Origin of the sequence: Blastomonas aquatica (genome assembly GCF_014639875.1) — a bacterium.
In the GTDB taxonomy this organism is placed as follows: Bacteria; Pseudomonadota; Alphaproteobacteria; order Sphingomonadales; family Sphingomonadaceae; genus Blastomonas; species Blastomonas aquatica.
Window position 1 is genome coordinate 111,586 of the sequence record NZ_BMGD01000003.1, and the last position, 16,819, is coordinate 128,404.

22 protein-coding genes are annotated in these 16,819 nt (G+C 63.2%); 13 read left to right on the top strand and 9 right to left on the bottom strand.

Annotated elements, in window-relative coordinates; all coding sequences use genetic code 11:
- The first annotated feature begins 49 nt into the window (after positions 1-49).
- Positions 50-178 (top strand): hypothetical protein, encoded by a 129-nt coding sequence (locus IEW00_RS17580; RefSeq protein ID WP_268235804.1) that lies wholly within the window; start codon positions 50-52, stop codon positions 176-178.
- Here IEW00_RS17580 and IEW00_RS08545 read toward each other — a convergent pair.
- From IEW00_RS08545 to IEW00_RS08555, 3 genes are all read right to left on the bottom strand, one after another.
- Positions 175-903 (bottom strand): ParA family protein, encoded by a 729-nt coding sequence (locus IEW00_RS08545; protein ID WP_188513990.1) that lies wholly within the window; start codon positions 901-903, stop codon positions 175-177. The genes IEW00_RS17580 and IEW00_RS08545 overlap by 4 nt on opposite strands.
- A gap of 13 nt (positions 904-916) precedes the next feature.
- Complete coding sequence (locus tag IEW00_RS08550) at positions 917-1,948, bottom strand: alpha/beta fold hydrolase (RefSeq protein WP_188513991.1); 1,032 nt, start codon at positions 1,946-1,948, stop codon at positions 917-919.
- Between the two features lie 501 nt (positions 1,949-2,449).
- Entirely contained in the window at positions 2,450-3,268 is an 819-nt protein-coding gene (locus IEW00_RS08555; RefSeq protein WP_188513992.1) for a universal stress protein, read from the bottom strand.
- A 170-nt stretch (positions 3,269-3,438) separates the two neighbouring features.
- Here IEW00_RS08555 and IEW00_RS08560 point away from each other — a divergent pair, with 170 nt between their 5' ends.
- Genes IEW00_RS08560 through IEW00_RS08585 form a run of 6 tightly spaced genes read left to right on the top strand, consistent with a single transcriptional unit; the run spans position 3,439 to position 7,687 of the window.
- A complete protein-coding gene (locus IEW00_RS08560) occupies positions 3,439-4,146 on the top strand; it encodes a CoA transferase subunit A (RefSeq protein ID WP_188513993.1) in 708 nt (235 codons plus the stop codon).
- The gene (locus IEW00_RS08565; RefSeq protein WP_188513994.1) at positions 4,143-4,994 is read left to right on the top strand and encodes an HAD family acid phosphatase; all 852 of its coding nucleotides are present in this window, start codon (positions 4,143-4,145) and stop codon (positions 4,992-4,994) included. The genes IEW00_RS08560 and IEW00_RS08565 overlap by 4 nt, the downstream gene beginning before the upstream one ends.
- Positions 4,991-5,461: a hypothetical protein gene (locus IEW00_RS08570; RefSeq protein WP_229736913.1), complete on the top strand. Its 471-nt coding sequence runs from the start codon at positions 4,991-4,993 to the stop codon at positions 5,459-5,461. Before IEW00_RS08565 ends, IEW00_RS08570 begins: the two co-directional genes overlap by 4 nt.
- Positions 5,461-6,096, top strand: a complete 636-nt coding sequence (locus tag IEW00_RS08575; RefSeq protein ID WP_188513995.1) for a 3-oxoacid CoA-transferase subunit B — start codon at positions 5,461-5,463, stop codon at positions 6,094-6,096. Before IEW00_RS08570 ends, IEW00_RS08575 begins: the two co-directional genes overlap by 1 nt.
- Complete coding sequence (locus tag IEW00_RS08580; protein ID WP_188513996.1) at positions 6,093-6,995, top strand: alpha/beta hydrolase; 903 nt, start codon at positions 6,093-6,095, stop codon at positions 6,993-6,995. The genes IEW00_RS08575 and IEW00_RS08580 overlap by 4 nt, the downstream gene beginning before the upstream one ends.
- A gap of 2 nt (positions 6,996-6,997) precedes the next feature.
- The gene (locus IEW00_RS08585; protein WP_188513997.1) at positions 6,998-7,687 is read left to right on the top strand and encodes a glutathione S-transferase family protein; all 690 of its coding nucleotides are present in this window, start codon (positions 6,998-7,000) and stop codon (positions 7,685-7,687) included.
- Here the strand turns inward: IEW00_RS08585 and IEW00_RS08590 are convergent.
- Positions 7,684-8,076: a hypothetical protein gene (locus IEW00_RS08590; RefSeq protein WP_188513998.1), complete on the bottom strand. Its 393-nt coding sequence runs from the start codon at positions 8,074-8,076 to the stop codon at positions 7,684-7,686. The two genes, IEW00_RS08585 and IEW00_RS08590, sit on opposite strands and share 4 nt — an antisense overlap.
- A gap of 137 nt (positions 8,077-8,213) precedes the next feature.
- Between IEW00_RS08590 and IEW00_RS17585 the strand changes: the two genes are divergently transcribed.
- From IEW00_RS17585 to IEW00_RS08600, 3 genes are read left to right on the top strand one after another with little or no spacing between them, the layout of a single operon-like run.
- Positions 8,214-8,345: a hypothetical protein gene (locus IEW00_RS17585; RefSeq protein ID WP_268235805.1), complete on the top strand. Its 132-nt coding sequence runs from the start codon at positions 8,214-8,216 to the stop codon at positions 8,343-8,345.
- Positions 8,342-9,649 (top strand): serine hydrolase domain-containing protein, encoded by a 1,308-nt coding sequence (locus IEW00_RS08595; RefSeq protein WP_188513999.1) that lies wholly within the window; start codon positions 8,342-8,344, stop codon positions 9,647-9,649. The genes IEW00_RS17585 and IEW00_RS08595 overlap by 4 nt, the downstream gene beginning before the upstream one ends.
- Positions 9,650-9,694: 45 nt before the next feature.
- Entirely contained in the window at positions 9,695-10,330 is a 636-nt protein-coding gene (locus IEW00_RS08600) for a glutathione S-transferase family protein (RefSeq protein WP_188514000.1), read from the top strand.
- Between the two features lie 6 nt (positions 10,331-10,336).
- Here IEW00_RS08600 and IEW00_RS08605 read toward each other — a convergent pair whose 3' ends face one another.
- From IEW00_RS08605 to IEW00_RS08625, 5 genes are read right to left on the bottom strand one after another with little or no spacing between them, the layout of a single operon-like run.
- Entirely contained in the window at positions 10,337-11,278 is a 942-nt protein-coding gene (locus tag IEW00_RS08605) for a 5-oxoprolinase subunit C family protein (protein ID WP_188514001.1), read from the bottom strand.
- Entirely contained in the window at positions 11,275-11,934 is a 660-nt protein-coding gene (locus IEW00_RS08610) for a 5-oxoprolinase subunit B family protein (protein ID WP_188514002.1), read from the bottom strand. Before IEW00_RS08610 ends, IEW00_RS08605 begins: the two co-directional genes overlap by 4 nt.
- A complete protein-coding gene (pxpA, locus tag IEW00_RS08615) occupies positions 11,906-12,697 on the bottom strand; it encodes a 5-oxoprolinase subunit PxpA (protein ID WP_188514003.1) in 792 nt (263 codons plus the stop codon). The genes IEW00_RS08610 and pxpA overlap by 29 nt, the downstream gene beginning before the upstream one ends.
- The gene (locus IEW00_RS08620; protein ID WP_188514004.1) at positions 12,694-13,950 is read right to left on the bottom strand and encodes an Nramp family divalent metal transporter; all 1,257 of its coding nucleotides are present in this window, start codon (positions 13,948-13,950) and stop codon (positions 12,694-12,696) included. Before IEW00_RS08620 ends, pxpA begins: the two co-directional genes overlap by 4 nt.
- Positions 13,920-14,522 (bottom strand): prolyl hydroxylase family protein, encoded by a 603-nt coding sequence (locus IEW00_RS08625; RefSeq protein ID WP_229736994.1) that lies wholly within the window; start codon positions 14,520-14,522, stop codon positions 13,920-13,922. The genes IEW00_RS08620 and IEW00_RS08625 overlap by 31 nt, the downstream gene beginning before the upstream one ends.
- 194 nt (positions 14,523-14,716) lie before the next feature.
- Here IEW00_RS08625 and gspI point away from each other — a divergent pair, with 194 nt between their 5' ends.
- The 3 genes from gspI (at position 14,717) to gspK (ending at position 16,778) form a co-directional block, all read left to right on the top strand.
- Positions 14,717-15,094, top strand: coding sequence for a type II secretion system minor pseudopilin GspI (gene gspI, locus IEW00_RS08630; RefSeq protein ID WP_188514006.1), 378 nt, complete (start codon positions 14,717-14,719; stop codon positions 15,092-15,094).
- 101 nt (positions 15,095-15,195) lie between these two features.
- Positions 15,196-15,789, top strand: coding sequence for a type II secretion system minor pseudopilin GspJ (gene gspJ / locus IEW00_RS08635; RefSeq protein WP_188514007.1), 594 nt, complete (start codon positions 15,196-15,198; stop codon positions 15,787-15,789).
- Complete coding sequence (gspK, locus tag IEW00_RS08640; RefSeq protein ID WP_229736914.1) at positions 15,786-16,778, top strand: type II secretion system minor pseudopilin GspK; 993 nt, start codon at positions 15,786-15,788, stop codon at positions 16,776-16,778. The genes gspJ and gspK overlap by 4 nt, the downstream gene beginning before the upstream one ends.
- Positions 16,779-16,819: the final 41 nt, after the last annotated feature.

Sequence of the window (16,819 nt, forward strand, 5' to 3'; positions counted from 1 at the left end):
CCCTGGGTAATTTAACGCTTTGTTAGCGGATCGCGCGCATTTTGCGGGAATGAGCAAAACCGCAATTTTCGTCCAAGCCCCCCGCACCGATCCTGCGATGTTCGCGGTGCTGCGGTTCGTGCTGGTCTCGGGCTGCGCGAGCGCGCTGATCCTCGCGCGGTATCCGCTGCCGTTCTAACCGGCAAGCTTGCGCTCGATCCCCTGCCATAGCCGCGCATAAGCCTGCGCCGCCGGACTTTTGGCGTCGAAGGCGCCCACGGGCATCCGCTCCTCGGCCATCCGCTCGACCGAACTCGCCATCGGTACAACCGGCCAATCGGGGTATTTCTCCAGCGCCTGCTTGTGCAGCGCACGCCTGCGATCGACCATCACGAACACCGGCAGCATCGGCGCGTGCCTGCCCGATTTGCCGTCGAGATAGGCCTGCACCTCGACAAAGGCGCGTTGCGACAGCGGCGAGGGGATGATCGGCACGATTACCAGATCGGCTGCGCGCAGCACCTGATCGGAGGTCTCGCTGAGCCCCGGTGGGCAGTCGAGGATGATCCGATCATAGGTTTTGCCAAGCCCATCGAGCAGTTTCCTGAGCCTTTTGGCCTTGCCGATTTCGAACAGCAGCCGGTCGAGACCACGCAGCGAATGGTCCGCCGCCAGCAGATCGAGCCCTGCGATCCGCGAGGGACGGACCAATCGGTCAGCGGAGACATCGCGCGCAAAGATTGAGCGCGCCTCGTCCTTGGCTGAGCGATCGTCGCCGATCAGATGAGTCGCCGCGCCCTGCGGATCGAGATCCCACAACAGCGTTCGCCGGGCGGACAGCACCGCCGAGCACCAGGCCAGGTTTACCGCGCTGGTGGTTTTGCCGACGCCGCCTTTCAGGTTGTAGATGGCGATGCTGTGCATGCTGTTCCCCATATCAGCCCCCGGGTAAAATTGCCGGTTCGGCAGGGACGGCGGCCGCATTAGGGACCGATTGTGTCATCGCTGTTGCAGGCCGGTCGAGTCCCGTCTTCTGTAGCCAGCTTCTGAAATCCGCGACCGTGCGCACCGGGTCTTCCTCCATCGGAATATGTCCCAGATCATCATAGACCAGCACGGTTTCGTTGGGTAATTGGCGCGCAAACCAGGTGGCGTTGGCAAGCGGGATCAGCGTGTCCTTTTTCCCCCACAGGATGAGTGACGGCATCGTCAGCCCGGCAAATTCGAGCGCACTTGCAGGTTTGCGGGGGAAATCTCCGCGCGCCACGGTCGCCTCGCGGTTGCCCGGATGGCGCAGCAGTTTCCAGTACAGATCGACCATCTCGGGGGTGATCTTGCCGGGATCGCCCACCGATTGCTCCAGGCTCTGTTTGATGATCACGCGGGGCGTGAAAACCTTGAGGATCGGGCGGACGGCCGCGCTTTGCGCCAGTTGAAAGCCGATGGGAACCTTGGTCGGCTTGGCCTCGGGCGCTCCTGAACTGTCGATCAGCACCAGCCCTGCGACCCGCCTGGGATAGGCCAGCGCCATATTCCACGCGACCCAGCCGCCCATCGAATTGCCCGCGACCACATAGCGATCGACACCCAGTCTGTTCATCACGGCAGCGCCTGTGTCGCGGAAGGCTTCGGTGCTGTAATCCTCCTTCACATGCGCCCCGGTCAGGCCATGGCCTGGCTGATCGTAACGCACCACGCGGTAGTCCGCCTTCAATGCATCGACCCATCCGTCCCAGGTGTGCAACGAAGCGTTGGACCCGTGGATCAGCAGGATCGCCGGGGCATTGCGGGGGCCTTCATCACGAACATGCACGCTTTGACCATTGGGCAGTTCGACGAATTGAGATGGAGGTTGGCCATATAGCGCCTGCAATTCACTCGGCTCGATATCGGGGGCATAGCCCCAGATGAAGAGGCCGATGATGGCAACGACCAGAAGGATAAACAGCCATTTCAGGAATTTAAGCATCGCAGGCAGGGTCCTTGCGGCAGGGGGACGGTCCTCCCTGAGCCTAGTGCGATTTTCTTTGAAGTGCCAGCGGATTGGCCTGTAGTTGCCACCCCGGCCTTACTGCCAGACATCTTCCCGACATATGGTATTGCATTTCAATAACGAGTATAAGCTGCAATTGAAATGCGTTAGCGATAGACGCGAGGCTACAGTTGGCTTGTGTAACGGGTAAAACGTGAGCGATTGACCGTACTTCGGGCTCGGCATCGCGTATCACACAAGCCTGTTCTTCCGCATGTCAAATGTCATTCGGATGCCCCTCCGCGCGGGAAGGTGCAGGCCGGTCCAGAGGCTTTCTGCACGCGAAAGGATCCGATCGCCGCGATGACCAGTGACCAAAGCCCGTTTGCCGAGCGCTGTTTTTCCCGCTTGGTACGGCGAAAAGACCATCACCGCGAGCAGGATCGTCGACCCCTGCTGTTAGGTGCGGGCGCGCCGTTGACCGCGCCCGCCCAGCCATCAATGCGCCAGCAGCAGCGGAATGTTTGAATCGCGCAGAAAATAGCGCGTCACGCCGCCGAGCAGGACTTCGCGCAGACGGCTGTGACCGAATGCTCCCATCACCAGCAGGTCGGCGCTGATCTCGCCTGCGACATTCTCGATCACTTCCTCGATCGACAGCGTACCGCGTTCGCGCTCGATCAATTCGCTGCACACGCCATGGCGCGAGAGATATTCGCATGCCTCGGTCGAGGGAAAGCCGCCCGCCTTTTTCGGCTCGACGATCGTGACGATATGCACCGATGCCGCCTGTTGCAGCATCGGCAGAGCGAGCTTGAGCGCATTGGCGGATTCGTGCCCGCCATCCCAGGCGACCAGCACCTTGCCAGCGGTATAAAGCGCCTTGGTATCGGTTGGCACGGCCAGCACCGGGCAACGGGTTTCCACCGCTACATCGGCGATCGACAGCAATGGGTGCGGGCGAACATTGCGCTCGGTGTTTTCCAGCGACAGCACGATCACATCTGCAAGGCGCGACGCGCTGATCACTGCCTGGGTGACGTCGCCATCATAAGCTGTCCAGTCCCAGGGCAGCCCCTCGATCTTCATCCTCGCCTCGACCATATTGCGCAGCCGGTCCTCATCGGCGCGCAACTGCGCGAGCATGCCAGCGGGGACATAGCTGCCGCCCATCGGATCCATGACGATGAAGCCCGAAAGCGGCGTTGCCTGTAAAAAGGTGATGTGGCCAGATTGGCTGCGGGCAAGGTCAAGCGCGGCCTGAAACCGGGATTCAAATGCAGCGCCACCATCGGCATAAAGCAGGATCGATTTCATGGTGCCTTCTCCAGTGTTGTTATGAGGTGACCTTGGGAGCGGTCGGCACAACACGCATTGATTCAAATCAAGCCGCGGCTAGAAAAAGCAGTTATCTGCCGCTACGGCACCCAGAAGGGACCGAATCAACCGATTGGCCCGGACATCATTTCTCTGGGAGACCTCTCGTCATGCAGAAAATCTATCCCGATGCCGCATCCGCACTGGAAGGTCTGCTGTTTGACGGGATGCAGATATGTGCAGGCGGCTTTGGCCTCAGCGGCATCCCCGAACGACTGATCGATGCGATCCGCGATGCAGGTACCAAGGACCTGACCATCGCCAGCAACAATGCCGGGATCGATGGCGAAGGGCTGGGCAAGCTGTTGCGCACTCGCCAGGTCAAGAAGATGATCTCGAGCTATGTCGGCGAGAACAAGGAATTCGAACGCCAGTATCTGGCAGGCGAGCTCGAGGTCGAGTTCTGTCCGCAAGGGACGCTCGCCGAGCGCTGCCGCGCAGGCGGCGCTGGCATTCCCGGCTTCTACACCAAGACCGGCGTCGGCACGCAGGTGGCAGAAGGCAAGGAACACAAGGACTTCGACGGCCAGACCTACATTCTGGAACGCGGGATCTATGCCGATCTGTGCATCATCAAGGGCTGGAAGGCCGACAAGGCGGGCAACCTGATCTTCCGAAAGACCGCGCGCAACTTCAACCAGCCGATGGCGACCGCGGGCAAGATCTGCGTCGCCGAGGTCGAGGAAATCGTCGAGACCGGCAGCCTTGATCCGGACTGCATTCATCTGCCCGGTGTTTATGTAAAGCGCCTGATCTGCGGTGCGCCCTACGACAAGAAGATCGAGTTCAGAACGGTGCGTGAACGGACCGCCGCGTGAAACGCGCGCTGCTGTTCGCGGCGATCGCGCTCTCCGGATGCGCCACGACGCGTTCCGATCCCGTTGCAACCGCGGCAGCCGCAATCGCGCCAGCGGTGCCGACGGGCCAGCAATGGCTCTACGGATCCGCCGAAGGTGCGATCGCGGTGCGGCAAACCTATGGCGCATTGGTGTCGTATGCGGTCGCCAAGGCCAAAACGCGGCCTGCCGACAGTGTGATCATCGATGAGGCGACCGGTAAGCCCTTTGCTTGCGGCGACAAACCGCTGGCTGCCGTGTTCGATGCCGATGAGACGCTGATCTGGAACATTGGGTCGATGCGCTGGTTCGCGATGCAGGGCAGCGACTTCGATCCCGCGATCTGGGACCAGTGGGAAAAGACCGGCACCGGCAAGGCCGTCGCGATGCCCGGTGCGCTTGAGGCGATGACCGCGCTACGCGCTGCCGGGATCACGCCGATCGCCAACACCAACCGTTCGACCGCCAACGCTAAGGGCAGCGAGGCCACGCTTGCCGCTGCCGGATTGGGCGACTTCAAGCACGGCGATACGCTGTTCCTGATGGGTGATGATACCGACGGATCGAGCAAGGATCTGCGCCGCGCCACGATCGCTTCGCGCTGGTGTGTCATCGCGATGGCGGGTGACCAGCTTGGCGATTTCCGCAATGTCTTCAACAAGCCCGAACTGCCCCCGCTGCAGCGCCGCGCACTAGCAACCGCCGCACCGTATGACGCGCTTTGGGGCAATGGCTGGTTCCTGTTCGCCAACCCGGTCTACGGCCCGTCGATCCGCGGCGGCTTCGATGATGTCTTCCCGCCCGAAACACATTGGGAACCGCAGCCGTGAACGGTCGCCTGCAGGGCAACAGCTGGCTGATGGTCGGTGGCTGTCTCAGCCTGCTCGCAGCGCTGCTTCACATCGGCGTGATCATCGGCGGTCCCGATTGGTATCGCTTCTTTGGTGCTGGTGAAGGCATGGCGCGCATGGCCGAACGCGGCCTTTGGCAGCCGGTCCTCGTGACCACCGGGATCACTGCGGTTCTTGCAGTTTGGGCGCTCTACGCCTTTGCTGGCGCGGGCCGTTTCCGCAAGCTGCCGCTGATGCGCACGGCGCTGGTGCTGGTCAGCGGCATTTATCTGGCGCGTGGGCTGTTGATCGTACCGATCCTGATCGAGCCGCACGCGCGCACACCGTTCAATATCTGGTCTTCGCTCATTGTCCTCATTTATGGCCTGGTTTACGCGATCGGCACCCGGCAGGTGTGGCGCGATCTTTCACAAAAACCCGCTCTCATCCAAAAGGAAGCATCATAATGCCCTGGACCCGTGACGATATGGCGGCGCGTGCCGCAAAGGAATTGAAGGACGGCTATTACGTCAACTTGGGCATCGGCATTCCGACTTTGGTCGCCAACCATGTGCCCGAAGGCATCGAGGTGACGCTGCAGTCGGAAAACGGCATGCTCGGCATCGGCCCGTTCCCCTTTGAAGGCGACGAGGATGCCGATCTCATCAACGCCGGCAAGCAGACGATCAGCGAACTGCCCTCTTCGAGCTATTTCAGCTCGGCTGACAGTTTCGCGATGATCCGCGGTGGGCATATCGACCTCACCGTGCTGGGCGCGATGGAGATCGCCGAGAATGGCGACATCGCCAACTGGATGATCCCCGGCAAGATGATCAAGGGCATGGGCGGCGCGATGGATCTGGTCGCGGGCGTCAAGAAGATCATCGTGGTGATGGAGCACACCTCCAAGAACGGCGATCCCAAGTTCATCCCGGCCTGCACGCTGCCACTGACCGGCAAGAACGTGGTCGATATGATCATCACCGACATGTGCGTGTTCCAGCGGCCCGATCACGACAGCCCGTTCAAGCTGATCGAACTCGCTCCCGGCGTGACGGCAGAGGATGTCGCGGCCAAGACGACGGCGCACTACATCGCATGAAGCGCGGTGCCCAGGTTGCTTTGGGGCTTGCTGTCGTTGCGATCGGCGGATTGGGGGCCTGCGCCGCGACCACATCGCCACCGTTGCTTTTGAGCCAGCTCGATGCCGTGGCCGGAGGCGGCAAGGGGGCGGAACTGGTGGCCGAGGCGGTTCCATTCGGTGCGCATGGCCAGACACTTGATGTCTGGCGCGCGGCTGATGCCACTACAAGCGACAAACGCCCGGTGCTGATCTTCTGGCATGGCGGCGGTTGGGTGAAGGGTGCGCGGCAGGACTATGCCTTTGCCGGGCGCGCGTTCGCCAAGCAGGGCTTTACTGTGGTGGTGCCCGATTACCGCAAGGTGCCTCAGGTACGTTTTCCGGCATTTGTCGAAGATGCTGCCGATGCGGTCGCCTGGACCCGCGACAACATCGCGCGTTTTGGCGGCGACCCGCAAGCGATCGGCTTTTCCGGCCACTCGGCAGGCGCACACACCGCCGTGCTGCTGGCGCTTGATCCGCGCTGGCTCAAGGCGGCAGGCGTCGACCCGGGCATCGTCAAGGCGGTGGTTGGGCTGAGCGGCGCCTATGATTTCTATCCCTTCACCACCAAGCGTTCGATCGACGCGATGGCTGCCTATCCCGATCCGCAAGCCACCCAGCCGATCACCTTCGCGCGCGCCGATGCGCCGCCGATGCTGCTGATCACCAGCAGCGAGGACAACACCGTCCGCCCGCGCAACGCGATCAACCTCACCGCGCGGCTCAAGCAGGAGGGCGCGATGGTCGAGATGATCAATTATCAGGGGCTCGACCACGAAGAGGTGGTGATGGCGCTATCCAAGCCCTTCCGCGGCAAGGGGCCGGTGTTGAAGGACAGCAGCGTATTCCTCGAGCGGTACCTCAAAAGCGGGGACTGACCATGGCCTACACTTTGTACACCGCGAACCGGAATTATTCGAGCTGGTCGCTGCGTCCCTGGCTGCTGATGCGCGCGCTCGACATTGCGTTCGAGGACCGGCTGGTGCCCTTTGCCGGGCCGGACAACGCAGCTGAATTCCGCAGCTTCGCCCCCAATGGCAAGGTCCCGTGCCTGCACGATGGCGACATCATTGTCTGGGATTCCCTCGCCATCATCGAATATCTGGCGGAACGGCACACAGATGTATGGCCTGCCGATGCGATGGCACGCGCATGGGCGCGGTGTGCGGCGGCAGAAATGCACAGTGGCTTTGCCGCGCTGCGCAACATTTGCCCGATGAGCGTGGGTGTGCGGGCCGAGTTGCTCGATATCCCCCCGGCGTTGCAGGCCGATATCGACCGGATTTCGGAGATCTTTTGCGATGGGCTTGACCGGTTCGGTGGCCCCTGGCTGGCTGGCGCTGATTTCAGCGCGGTTGATGCCTTCTTCGCGCCGGTTGCCTACCGCGTGCGTAGTTTCGGGTTGCCGCTTGCCGCCCCGGCAAAGGCCTGGGTCGGCCGGATGCTCAGCCATCCGGCGATGGTCGAATGGGAAGCTGCAGCGCTCGCCGAAACCTGGCGCGACCCTGACCATGAAGATGAAATAGCCGCCGTGGCGACCGTCACCGCCGATTATCGCGCTTCGAACTAGCTGCTGCGCTTGCCGTTCCACACAGCGCCGGGAACGTAATCATAGTCGCAGTACGACCAGATACCCGTCCAGCCTGTGCCTGCGCTGTTGAGCTCGAAGCGGATGCGTCCCCAGTGGCGGCTGCCCATCTTCGCGGTATCGCAAGTGTAATCCGATGCGGATTCGATCCAGAACCCGTCGATCACATTGTTGTCGACTGTGCCGGTAATACGGCCATCGTCGGTTTCATAGGATCCGCTGATTTCGCCCTGCTTGTTCTGCGTCAGCGTTACGGTACCAAAATCGGTGGTCCAGACGCCGGTAACCGGATTTTGAGGGGGCGCAGCCTGCGCGATCGCGGCAGCCGATAACAGGGTGAGCGCGGTCAGTGTTTTGAAACCAAAGGACATCGACATTATCTCCGGGCCTAGGGGAACCATCTAAAGGAATCGTACCACCCAGATCGCAAAAGTTTTGTGATGCGCAGCACATGCTCGAAAAATTTCCACCGGCGTAGGGAAAGCGGCGATGAACCGGCGATCCGGCCATGACCGGCGACAGATCGAAACCGCAATGGCTTGCTCTTAAGCATTTTACAGGGCAAAACATCTATAATGGCGAAGACGATGCAGTTAACGCATTGCAGCCGGGGCGCAATTTCATTTCGGAGATTCCATGAAGCACTGGCTGCGCAGTCCTGTCGTCTGGACCGCCAGTGGTCTTGCCGCCACCGCCTTGCTCACCGGGCTCAATGTGTCGCGTGGCGGCGGTGTGGTGTCGGGCACCCCGGCGATCGCCGCGCAAGCCACGCTGCTGTTGCCCGATACCCCCGAACGCTGGCAGGGCATGGTCGATTATGCCGCGTTCGACGCGCGGATCAACCGGCTGATGCGCGATCCCGAGATGGTCGGGCTGTCGGTCGCAACCGTCGAGAACGGAAGGCTGGCGTTCGTCCATAGCTATGGCTTTGCCGACCGCGAGGCCGGGCTTCCGGTGACTCCGCAAACCGTGTTCCGCTGGGCCTCGGTCTCCAAAGGCGTCGCAGGAACGCTGGCCTACAAGCTCGCGGAAAAGGGCGATCTCAGCCTGTCTGCGCCGCTGGCGTCGTTCGGAACTAGCTTGAGGCTTTCTGGTGGGGCCGAGCACCGGCTCGCCATACCCGATCTGCTTGCGCACCGGCTGGGGCTGTCGCGCAATGCTTACGACGGCAAGCTGGAATCGGGCGACCCCGCGCCGGTTCTCCGCAACATGCTCTCCACCGTGCCGCAACAATGCCTTCCGGGCGATTGCCACAGCTATCAGAACGTCGCTTATGATGCGTTCAGCGAGATCGTCGTTAACGCCACGAAGATGCCTTATGAAATGGCCGCGTCGCAGCAGCTGTTCACTCCGCTGGGAATGACGAGCGCAGGGCTTGGCATGGCCAACCTCACTGGCGCTGCCAGTTGGGCGCGGCCCTATCGCCGGGGACGAGTGCAGGTGCTGTCCGATTCCTATTTTCGCGTTCCGGCTGCGGCCGGGGTCAGCTCGAACATCATCGATATGGCGCGCTGGATGCAGGCGCAGATGGGGCAATCGCCGCAAGTCGTTTCGCCCGGGGTTCGCGCCGAAATCCACCGGCCGCGCGTCGCGACCTATCGCGGCGGACGCAGCGGGCCAGACTCGCTGATCATCAGCCATGGTTATGGCCAGGGCTGGCGCAGTCATATCTATGATGGCCACTGGATCGTTGGCCATGGCGGCGCAGTCAACGGCTATCGCGCGGCGATGTGGTTCGATCCCGAAACCCAAAATGGCGTCGTGCTGCTGTGGAACAGCGAATCGACCCGACCCTTCCGGCTGGCATATGAATTCTTCGACCAGGTCTATGGCCGCCCGTACAGCGACTGGATGGCTATCGATAAGGATCCGCGGTTGAGCGATCCGGCCCCGATGATGCCGGCCCCGATGCTATCTGCCGACGCGGCGGCGGTCGCCGATTGACCAGACCGACATCCTAAAAAACATAACTGTCCGGAGAGATTTGCCATGAGCATCGTGCTGCATCACCTCGAATATTCACGCTCGACCCGCATCATCTGGCTGCTCGAGGAAATGGGCTTGCAGTACGAGATGGTGCGTCACCAGCGCGATCCGCAGACCTTCCGCGCACCGCCCGCGCTCAAGGACGTGCACCCGTTGTCGAAGGCGCCGACGGTCATCATCGATGGCCATGTCATGGTCGAATCGGGCGCGATCATCGAATATCTGATCGAGCGCTTCGGCAGCGACCGGCTGGCACCTGCCAATGCAAAGGACCGCCCCGCCTATCTCGAGTGGCTGCATTTTGCCGAAGGGACGATGTCCAGCCCGATCATCTTTACAGCCCTCGCCCCGCGCTTTGGCGGACTGGGGCCGATGCTCGGCGGCTTTCTGGGCGCAGAGGTGACCAAGTTGCTCGACCATGTGGAAGCTGCCGTCACCGGGCATGATTTCCTGGTCGGCGACAGGTTGAGCGGCGCGGATATCCACATGGCCTATCTTCTGGAAGTCGCGACCGCCAGCAAGCTGCTCGAAGGCCGCAGCGCGCTGACCGCCTATCTCCAGCGGCTGCGCGATCGTCCGGCTTATGCCAAGTCGATCGAGCTGGGCGGGCCGATGATCTTCGCAGCGATGGGTGGCTGATCGGGCTTAAGCCAGGGTCAGGCCGGGAAGCCACTCACGCCACAACGCCAGCTTTTCGGCATGGATCTGTTCGGCCTGTTCTCCTTGGACCGGCACCAGCAGCATGGTGGCGTTGGGAGCAAGCTGGCCAATCAGGTGCCGGTCGGCGCGAATCACCTGACCGACGCGCGGGTAGCCGCCGGTGGTCTGGCCTTCGCAGCCGATCAGATAGGGCAGGCCATCGGGCGGACACTGAATGATGCCAGGGAACACCGCGCCACTGCGGATCGGCGCGGCGGAGTTGAGATCGATCGCGGTGCCCTGCAACTTGAGACCCATCCGGCTCGACCGTGATGAAACCCGCCAGCGTTTGCGTGCCAGCGCCGCCATGCCCAGCGCAAGTCGTTCGGATTCGGGACCTGCGACGATGCGCAGCACGAAACCATGCCCAAAGAATGGCTGCAACTCCGCCGGAGTGGTGATTTTGTCGCTCGGATCGTTGCCGTCTTCCAGCGCGATGACGTCACCGTCGGCGAGCGCGCGGCCCTCGAGGCCGCCAAAGCCGGCAGCGATCAGCGTCGATTGCGATCCCAGCACCGGCGTGACCGCGATCTCGGCCGAGACCGCCAGATAGATGCGGCACCCTGCCCAGACCCGGCCGATGCTGATCGTGTCGCCGGCGGACAGGTGCAGCGTCTCGTGCTGCTCGGCATCCTCGCCGTTGATCGCGACCTGGCATGGCGCGCCGGTCACCGCTACTGCCATTGCGCGTTCGGTGCGGAACTCGGCAGGGCCCAGGGTGATTTCGATCGCCGCCGCCTCATACGGCTTGCCGACCAGCCGATTGGCCAATGCGAGGCTGAGCACATCGGCTGCACCACCCGAGGGGACCGCCAACTGGCGCAGGCCCCGAAATGGCGCTGCCTGGATGCTTGACTGGACCCCGGCCTTGATCACGGTGATGCTCATGCGGCGTCTCCCGCTAGGCGTGAAAGCGTCGCACCATCCACCCGCTCGAACCGGACTTTCTGGCCCGGGGTCAGCAAGGCGGGGGAGGCAGCGTGCGGATCGAACAGCGTTTCGGCGATCCGCCCGATAATCGGCCAACCTCCGGGCCCCGCATGCGGATAAAGCCCGCAGATCTGGCCGAGCAGCCCGACCGAGCCCGCTGCGACATGGGTGCGCGGATCGGACAGGCGCGGGATATCGGGGATCGCCGCATTGCAGACCAGATAGCCGAAGCCCGGCTGGAACCCCAGCATCGCCACGCACCAATCCTGCGCGGCGTGCCATTGCGGCAATGCATCGGTGGGAATTCCCAACAGTTCTGCAACGATTTCGGCGTCATGCGCCCAGTTGCTGTCATAACATATATGCAGCGTGACAGGTGGCAGGGTACCATTCCGGGGAGCGTTGGTCGCCTCCGTCAGCAGGACCTCGGCAGCATCACGCGCCGCCTGTAACGATCGCTCTACTGGGTTCCAGCTCAGCGACAGGCTGTCCAGCCCCGGTACGATGTCTTCCCAACCCTGTTGCTGTGCCGCCTGTGCCAGTCCTGCAACCTGATCCGGGTCGAGCGAGCGGATCATCAACCAGTCATCGGCGCAATAGATCGGCAGGGTCATTGGGCATCTCTCCGGGTGCTTTTATGCTTATCCCCTTGCTTGCCATCACCCCGGCGATCCGCAAAGCGGTTTGTTCCGATCCGGGACTGTCTGAATGGATGCACAGGCTTTTCGCCACAACATGGATCAGTGTGCCGTCATTGGCGGCGAGCGGTTGGCCGGTGGCGATGGCCAGCGCCTGCGCCGCGCGGGCATCATCGCCTTCGATCAGCGCGCCCGGCTGGCTGCGCGGGACCAGGCGGCGCGCTGGCGTGTAACCGCGATCGACAAACCCTTCGGCGATGAAGCAGGCGCCAGCCTTGCTCGCAGCGGCTTCAAAAGAGCCATGGGCAAGCCCTACCAACGCGAGATGCGGGAACGCGCGGTGCAGCGCCGATGCCACCGCACCGGCCATTTGCGGATGGTCGGCAAGGTCGTTGTAGAGCATGCCGTGCGGCTTGATGTGGGTGAGGGGGATCGCAAGGTCCGCGGCGATGTTGGCGAGCGCGTCCACCTGAGCGACGAGCGAGTCGATCAGCTCGGTCAGCGGCATATCCAGCGATGTCCGGCCAAAGCCCGCGCTATCGGGATAGGAGGGGTGCGCCCCTGGAGCCACGCCCGCTTCCCGCGCCGCGCGCAGCATCCGCGCCATGCTGCCCGCGTCCCCGGCATGGCCGCCACAGGCGATGTTGCAGCTGGAAATGTGCTGCATCAAGGCAATATCGCGCACTTCTTCCATGGGCTCTTCACCCAGATCGGCATTGAGGTCGATCCAGCCGGTCATGGCCACACACCTGCTGCGCGCAGGATAAGCCGCAGCCCCAGCAGCGTGCACACCAGAACCACCAAACCGCCCGCCAGATTGGCCACGAATCCATTGGCAAAGCTGCCCAGGCTTTCCCGACGCGATGCCACCCACAAAAGAAACGCGGCGAGGATCGGGAGCAACAGGCCGTTGGCCGATTGCGCAATCAGAATGAGCTCGACCGGGTTCACCGCGAGGACCGCAAACGCCGTACCGATCGCGATCACCGCCAGCGCGGTGCGCTTGAAGATTCGCGTGCGCCGTGCCGGGTCGCCGCTGCCGCCCAGCATTTCAGCGAGTACATAGCCGGTGGCGAGCGGAGCGGTAAGCGAAGAGCTAAACCCCGCGCCGACAAGCCCCAGTGCGAAGACGATCCGCGCCGGGGGTCCGAACAGCTCTTCCAGCCGCAGGGCGATGTCTTCGAGAGGGCTGCCACTCGCCGCCGCCATCGCGCTGGTCGCAGCCCCCATGATCACCACCGCCATCGAAAGAATCCCGCCCAGCGTAACCGAAATTGCCGTGTCCATGCTGGCCGCCGCGATCCCCTCCCCGTCGGGGCTGAACTGGCCGCGCACCGATGCGGCGTGGAGGAACAGGTTGTAGGGCACCACCGTCGTGCCAATCAGCGCGATCGCGGTGAACAGGCTATCGGCGGGAAGCGACGGGACCAGGCCAGCGGCGGCGGCAGACCAGTCGACATCGATCACTATCAGCCCACCGATAAATGCCAGCGCCATTGCCAGCACCAGAGCGATCAGCAGCTTTTCCAGCCAGCCGGGCTTGCCGACGATCACCAGCGCCGCCGCCACCGCGCCAGTGGCGAGCGCGCGCAGCGGTGGGGAGACGAGGTCATCGCCGATCCCCAGCAGCGCAAGCCCCAGCCCGGTGCCGCTGATGTTGCCCGCCTGATAGGCGGAGTTGCCAATGCCCAGCGCGGCGAAGATCAACGCCGCCGTCGCCCAGCGCACCGGAGGGCTGGATGCCGCCGCGAGGATCGCCTCGGCCAGTCCTTGGCCTGTAACGATCGCGACCCGCGCCGCCATATTCTGCAATATGATCGTCGAGAGAGTCGCGAACACCAGCGCCCAAAGCAGGCCATAACCAAAGCCGATGCCTGCGCTCGCGCAGGCGGTGACCGTTCCGGGTCCGATAAATGCTGCGGTGACCAGCATCGCTGGCCCGGGGCGGTAGGATGTCAGGCTCACCAGCCCCAGCTTTTCTCGCGATACCATTTGGTGATCACGTACTTCGTCCCCTCGCGCACCTTCATACCGTGGTGGATGGTCGCGGGATTGAGGCTGCCATCGGGCCTGCGGTTGTTCCACGCGACAAGTTTGCCGGTTTCGGGCTGGATCGACTTGCCGATGGTCTTGAACCGGGTCGCGCCGCCTGCGGCCGGCTCGTTGAGGTAGATCATGAACGTCCAGGTCCGCTGGCCGGCCACGCTGGTATAGCGTTCGTAATCCTGGCCGCCGGGCTCGAAGTAATCGGTGTGTGCCTTGAACTCCTGCCCCACGGCATAGCGCTGCCCCTGCATCGTCTCGCCGAACCGACGGTCGATCCCCGACAGCGCGCTGAGTTTCTCATCAAGCGCAATGACCTCCGGGTCCTCGGTGCCAAGGTCGCAGGTTTCCGATGTGCGGAAATAATGGTCGCCATTGGGGTCGGCGATGGTCGAGGGGCGGCGGTCGATATCGATCTTGGCGACGAAGCGGGCGCATTCCTCAGGCGACAAAAAACCGCGGAGGATAAACAGCTCCAGCCGCGGCGTCGGCACCCGCTGAATCCCGGGAACGCGCATCATCGCGGCGACATCGCACTGGTTGTTGCCGGTATTGTCGGTGGCGGCTTTGGTGGTGGTGTTGGCGGTCTTGGTGTCGCTCATTGTTCCCATCCATGTGCGGGCCTGCGGTGCCTGCCGAATAGCCAGCAAACCGGCCGCAATTCAACCCCGCAAACGGCTGGCGCGCCGGGGCTTTGACGGTTAAATGATCGACCATGTCATCCCGCCGCCATACCCGCGACCGCACCGCCGGTTTCAGCCTGCTGGAAATGCTGGTCGCGCTGGCGGTGTTTTCGATCGCGGCGCTGGCGCTAATCAAGCTGCAAGGGGCGAGCCTGATGCAGACGGCAGAGCTCGACAGCCGGTTGTACAGTGAGGTCGTGGTGCGCAACTTGGCGGTCGAGGCGCTGACCGATCCCAACCCGCCATCCCTGGGCGACTCGGAAGGGTCGACAACCAACGCGGGGCGCAATTTCACCTGGCGGCGCACGACATCTGCGCTCGATGGCGGCGAGATGCTCAAGGTCGATCTGGCGGTGAAGCAGGCGGCGGGCCCCGAGGTGACGCTGACGGTGCTGAGGCCGGTGTTGTGATTGGCCGAGCCAAGCCTGTTCTCCGGCGAAAGCCGGAGCCCAGGAGTCGGATTGCGCTACCTCGCTCTGGATTCCGGCTTTCGCCGGAAAACGGACATGGTGTGCGGGGTGCGGATACAGGCTTCACCCTCGTCGAGATGATGGTCGCCCTGTTCATCTTCGGGATGATCGCCAGCGCCTCTGTTTTCCTCCTTCGCCAGAGCGTCGAGGCCGAGGCGCGCAGCGCGGTGCGGCTTGAGGAGATGGGCGACATCCGCCGGTTCTCGGCAATCATGGCGCAGGACACCACGCTGATGCTTCCGCGTCCGTCGAGGGACGCGATCGGCAGTGACCGGGTCGCGCTGATGTCCGGCAATGGCCTGCTGCTCGGCTTTACCCGGCAGGTGGTGCAGATCGACCCGCAACCGGGTGTCTCCAGTCTGCAGCGGATTGAATGGGCGCTGCGCGACGGCCAGCTGACCCGAGCAGTAGCCTCCAAGGCCGATGGCGCGGCGACGACCGCCCCGGTGCCGATCCTCGAGGGCATCGAATCGGCGCAGCTTCGCTTCCGGGACAAGCAGGGGCTGTGGCAGTCCGATTGGCGGCCGCAGCGCACCAACGAGCTGCCGATCGCAATCGAGCTGACGCTGGCGCAGGTCGGCAATCCCGGTGCTCCGCTGGTTCTGCAGTTCCTGGTCGCAGGGGGTGGGGTTTGAGCGCGCCGGTCAAACCATCCGAGCGCGGCATCGCGTTGCTCAGCGTATTGCTGCTGGTTGCGGTGATGGCGATCGTCACGACGCTGATTCTCGACCGGGTGAACCTGGCGGTGCGTCTGGCGGGTAACGCCGGTGCTGCCGACCGTGCCCGGTTTGCGGCTTTGGGGGCAGAAAGCTTTGCCGCGCGCGAGATCAAGCGGCGGCTTGACCAGAGCCCTGCGCGCACGGTCAATGTCGGCGGCTGGCTGGGCAACCCGACGGTGCTGCCGATTGACGATGGATCTGGCGGAATCGCTACCGCGACGGTGCGCGATGGCGGCAACTGCTTCAACCTCAACTCGGTGGTCGAGGGTCAGCCAGGCAACCTGGCGGCACGACCCGTCGGCATCGGCCAGTTTGCCGGACTGATGAGAGCGCTGGGCGTGCCCGCGCAAGATTCGGCCGCCATGGCCGATGCGCTGGCGGACTGGATCGATAGCGATCAGGCTCCGTTGCCCGCAGGCGCTGAGGATGCGTACTACACGCAAGGTGAGGTGCCTTATCGCACCGCAGGCCAGTTGCTGCACGACAAGGGCGAGATTCAGGCGTTGCGCGGGATGACGCCGCAATTGTACGCCCGGCTCGAGCCCTGGATCTGCGCGCTGCCCGACGCCATTCTCTCGCCGATCAACGTCAACACCTTGCTGCCCGAGCAGGCGCCGTTGATCATGATGCTCGCCCCAGGCCAGATCACGCTGGAGCGTGCACGCCGTCTGATCGAGGAGCGCCCGCCACTGGGCTATGCACGGATCGCCGACTTCTGGCGGCCGCTGGCGCTGCAGTCACAGACCTTCGGGCCCGAGATCGAATCGCAACCCCAGATCGTGACCCGTTGGTTCGAGCTGGATCTGGTTATCGCGCAAGGCGAGAGTCGCTGGCGGCAGACCAGCCTGCTCGATGCGCAGCTTTCCCCTGCACGGGTCATCGCGCGGCGAATAGGCGAGCCTTGAACCGCTGGATTATTTAATTACAGTGCAGCGGCCGATTGGCG

Excerpts from the sequence above, each read along its gene's own strand:
- IEW00_RS17580 (WP_268235804.1), top strand. The coding sequence starts at position 50 with ATGAGCAAAACCGCAATTTTCGTCCAAGCCCCCCGCACCGATCCTGCG.
- IEW00_RS08545 (WP_188513990.1), bottom strand. The coding sequence starts at position 903 with ATGCACAGCATCGCCATCTACAACCTGAAAGGCGGCGTCGGCAAAACC.
- IEW00_RS08550 (WP_188513991.1), bottom strand. The coding sequence starts at position 1,948 with ATGCTTAAATTCCTGAAATGGCTGTTTATCCTTCTGGTCGTTGCCATC.
- IEW00_RS08555 (WP_188513992.1), bottom strand. The coding sequence starts at position 3,268 with ATGAAATCGATCCTGCTTTATGCCGATGGTGGCGCTGCATTTGAATCC.
- IEW00_RS08560 (WP_188513993.1), top strand. The coding sequence starts at position 3,439 with ATGCAGAAAATCTATCCCGATGCCGCATCCGCACTGGAAGGTCTGCTG.
- IEW00_RS08575 (WP_188513995.1), top strand. The coding sequence starts at position 5,461 with ATGCCCTGGACCCGTGACGATATGGCGGCGCGTGCCGCAAAGGAATTG.
- IEW00_RS08580 (WP_188513996.1), top strand. The coding sequence starts at position 6,093 with ATGAAGCGCGGTGCCCAGGTTGCTTTGGGGCTTGCTGTCGTTGCGATC.
- IEW00_RS08585 (WP_188513997.1), top strand. The coding sequence starts at position 6,998 with ATGGCCTACACTTTGTACACCGCGAACCGGAATTATTCGAGCTGGTCG.
- IEW00_RS08590 (WP_188513998.1), bottom strand. The coding sequence starts at position 8,076 with ATGTCCTTTGGTTTCAAAACACTGACCGCGCTCACCCTGTTATCGGCT.
- IEW00_RS17585 (WP_268235805.1), top strand. The coding sequence starts at position 8,214 with ATGACCGGCGACAGATCGAAACCGCAATGGCTTGCTCTTAAGCATTTT.
- IEW00_RS08595 (WP_188513999.1), top strand. The coding sequence starts at position 8,342 with ATGAAGCACTGGCTGCGCAGTCCTGTCGTCTGGACCGCCAGTGGTCTT.
- IEW00_RS08600 (WP_188514000.1), top strand. The coding sequence starts at position 9,695 with ATGAGCATCGTGCTGCATCACCTCGAATATTCACGCTCGACCCGCATC.
- IEW00_RS08605 (WP_188514001.1), bottom strand. The coding sequence starts at position 11,278 with ATGAGCATCACCGTGATCAAGGCCGGGGTCCAGTCAAGCATCCAGGCA.
- IEW00_RS08610 (WP_188514002.1), bottom strand. The coding sequence starts at position 11,934 with ATGACCCTGCCGATCTATTGCGCCGATGACTGGTTGATGATCCGCTCG.
- pxpA (WP_188514003.1), bottom strand. The coding sequence starts at position 12,697 with ATGACCGGCTGGATCGACCTCAATGCCGATCTGGGTGAAGAGCCCATG.
- IEW00_RS08620 (WP_188514004.1), bottom strand. The coding sequence starts at position 13,950 with ATGGTATCGCGAGAAAAGCTGGGGCTGGTGAGCCTGACATCCTACCGC.
- IEW00_RS08625 (WP_229736994.1), bottom strand. The coding sequence starts at position 14,522 with ATGATGCGCGTTCCCGGGATTCAGCGGGTGCCGACGCCGCGGCTGGAG.
- gspI (WP_188514006.1), top strand. The coding sequence starts at position 14,717 with ATGTCATCCCGCCGCCATACCCGCGACCGCACCGCCGGTTTCAGCCTG.